This is a genomic window from Leucobacter sp. OH1287 (assembly GCF_003859945.1).
In the GTDB taxonomy this organism is placed as follows: Bacteria; Actinomycetota; Actinomycetes; order Actinomycetales; family Microbacteriaceae; genus Canibacter.
On record NZ_RQYM01000026.1, the window covers coordinates 1 to 2,734 of the forward strand.

The window sequence follows — 2,734 nt, forward strand, 5'->3', positions numbered from 1 at the left end:
ACCAACCGGCAGAGAGGTACCCTCCAGGTGGCCGACACCAACGTTTAACACCGCATCACTGGTGCCGTGATAGATCGGCAAATCAACCCCTGCACTAGGAACACGCAGTCTAGCCATCACCAAACTGTCCGGGGTGTGCAGCATATCCCGATAGTTAAGCTCTGAAGCGTCACTGCTTGAGCCCTCACCGGTTGCTTTATTATCCCCACCGTAAAACACGGCACCTGCCTGCAGGGCTTTGTTGTATTCGTGGGCGAGTCTGATCTGTTCTGTTTTATCCGGTTCTGCGTGATCGATCAGGGTCGCATAATCATCCACCAAAAGGGACTGGTTAACCTGACTAAACCACGACGCAATCGCCGGATAGCAAGCCACCAGCAGCCCAACAAGACCGAGCGTGACCGGAATTAACGACATCTTATCCAGACGCCATTTCTGCCGTTTTTGCTCTGCTTGCTGTGCTGCCGATGTCATGCTGTTCCTTGTTTAACTTGCGGAGTTATAGTAGCACGGAGCTCGGATCCCCTGGCCAGTTGTTCATCCCGCTAGGTCGCCTAAGCTCCGTGCCACTGCCTGCCGCGCAGCGTGTTAGTGCGCTGCTGCCTGCTTGCGGCGACGAACCACAGCGACTGCAATACCAGCGATCACCAGCGCACCGCCGGCTACCGCGAGGAGGGTTGCACCCTGTCCACCGGTGAGCGGCAGACCCGGAACCAGAGCTTTCTCGTTGTCCACGGTCAAAACGCTTGGCGCAGCCTTGGTGTGCGCGGTTGTGACGGTTACCTGACGCACGGTCTCGTCAAGCACGTAACCGGCAGGCGCAACAAGCTCTTTCACATAAAAGACCTTTGAGGTGCCGCCCACGGTTTTCACCGCGTCTTTGTTTCCGAGCAGCAGCTGCTGGGTTGCGGATCCGTCAGCCCCCGTCTTAATCCGCGCAACCGGGTTGTTTCCTGCTCGTGCCTCATCCTCGGATGCGTAGATACCGAACTCAGCGTTCTGAAGCGGCAGCTTCGGCGCAGCAGCGGTCTGCTTGTTGAGCTTTAAGTATCCGTAGTAAACCTCTGGGGTTTTCGGGGTACCTGGCTTCACATCGAAGGTGCTGTCGTTGATGTTGCTAACGATGGTGTTCTGGATGCTTCCGCCGTCGGTGACGGTGGTTGTAAACTTCACCTGCAGGGTGCCAGCAGCGAGCTTGCGGAGCCCAGAGTCTGTGAGTGTCACGGTGAGTTTCTGCCCGGTGAAGGCCGCGTTGAAGTCAGCCGGATCGAACGCTGTCACGTTTGACTCGCCAGCTCGAATAAAGCCGACGGTTGCAGTTCCTTGTTTGTAGGTGAGACGGCTGTCGAGGTCATCGGAGACGACCGCCCTAGTGTATCCGGTCTGGCCGGTTGCGAGCGCCGGAACTGGCGAGTTTACTGTCCAGACTGCCTCTTCGTTGGTTGCGGTGACGGTTTTGGAAATGTCCTCACCAACGGTGTTCTTTGGGTAAACGTGCACGTCGTAGTTCCAGCCTGAGCCGTTAGCGAGCGGCAGGGTCACCAGGAATGGTTCTGCGGGAGCGGTGACGTTGTTGTTACCCGGTTTAGTCTCCTCAACCAGGTAGAGACCAAACTGCTGGTTGCTGTAAACAGCTTCACCGTTTGCCGCAGTCAGGTTCGTCACCTTATCTCCGAGAATGTACTCCGGACCCTTGACGGCAGCAACCTGCTCGGCTGCGCTCTTGCCCTTCAGGTCCTTAATCAGGTTCCAGCCTGCCGGGGTTGAGAGGTCAATCTCTGTGCTGTTTTTCTGCGCAACCCGAGTCAGCGTGAACTCTACGCCCTCCAGCGGGGTGCCGAGCGTGCTCGCGTCAAGCTTTACGCCGTTTTCGTTTGTCTGACGCTGGTTCTGGTTAGCGTCATCAGCCTTGAACTTGTGAATGGTCAGGGTTGCTTTGCCGTTTTTTGTAGCGTCGATATTGCCGGTGTTTGCCTGCGCAGCCGCGGGAACTAGAAGCCCGGCAACCGCGATGCTAGCGGCGCCAAACAACACCGCTGTTTTTTTAAACAGTGACTGTTTCATTTTCCTTATCTACCTGATTTTCTTGAGTGGTGTTGTGTAACACCGTGGGGGATAACAAATTCCTCTAGACTGTGTCGACGCATCCCCTGGTGCGCCGACGCTGTCAAGTTCTAAACTGCTTGGCGCGACTCCTCTCGCCTTCGCATAGCCCTGTTCCGCCAGATAGCGGAGGCAACCGCGGCAGCCCCCACACCAGCTCCGATCAGCGTGTAGGTTATCGCCGCCGTGCCACCGGTTAGCGGCAGAGCTGGGGCTGGCGCGGGTGCGAGCTGCAGCTGGAATCGCCAGGTTTCAGGCCCGGTGATCCTGGTTTTTTTCAGGCGCTCGCTCTGTCGGCCAGGTGTCCTCATCAGCCCAAACATAGCCGGGCGGTGGATCATCACGATCCACCAACAATCGACAGTTGTCGTTGAGCCAGTAGCCGTTGTGCACTAGCGAGGTGGCGGTGTCACTGCCCCGCGGAATAGTCGCCTGGTACTCAGCGACGTAGCCCCGCGGTTGCGATGTCTCGGAACCCTGGTATTCGCAATAGAGTTTGCCACGCAGGTGAATATCCGCTGGCGCCGGGATATTCAGGGTGTTGGCCTGACCCCTGTTTTTAGATCCGGCTGTTTTTAGAGTCCAGAATGTAGACTGCCAGCATTAACTGGCATCACTTGAAAGGACAACA

2 protein-coding genes and 1 pseudogene are annotated in these 2,734 nt (G+C 56.9%); all 3 read right to left on the reverse strand.

Annotation, left to right across the window (positions count from 1 at the left end; all coding sequences use genetic code 11):
* Nucleotides 1-474 (reverse strand): annotated as a pseudogene (locus EII30_RS09120) (class C sortase); the annotation flags it as partial.
* A gap of 114 nt (nucleotides 475-588) precedes the next feature.
* Nucleotides 589-2,064 (reverse strand): SpaH/EbpB family LPXTG-anchored major pilin, encoded by a 1,476-nt coding sequence (locus tag EII30_RS08765; protein ID WP_124886963.1) that lies wholly within the window; start codon nucleotides 2,062-2,064, stop codon nucleotides 589-591.
* Nucleotides 2,065-2,174: 110 nt separating this feature from the next.
* On the reverse strand, nucleotides 2,175-2,414 hold the full coding sequence (locus tag EII30_RS08770) for an LPXTG cell wall anchor domain-containing protein (RefSeq protein WP_158608705.1): 240 nt from the start codon (nucleotides 2,412-2,414) through the stop codon (nucleotides 2,175-2,177).
* Between the last annotated feature and the right edge of the window lie 320 nt (nucleotides 2,415-2,734).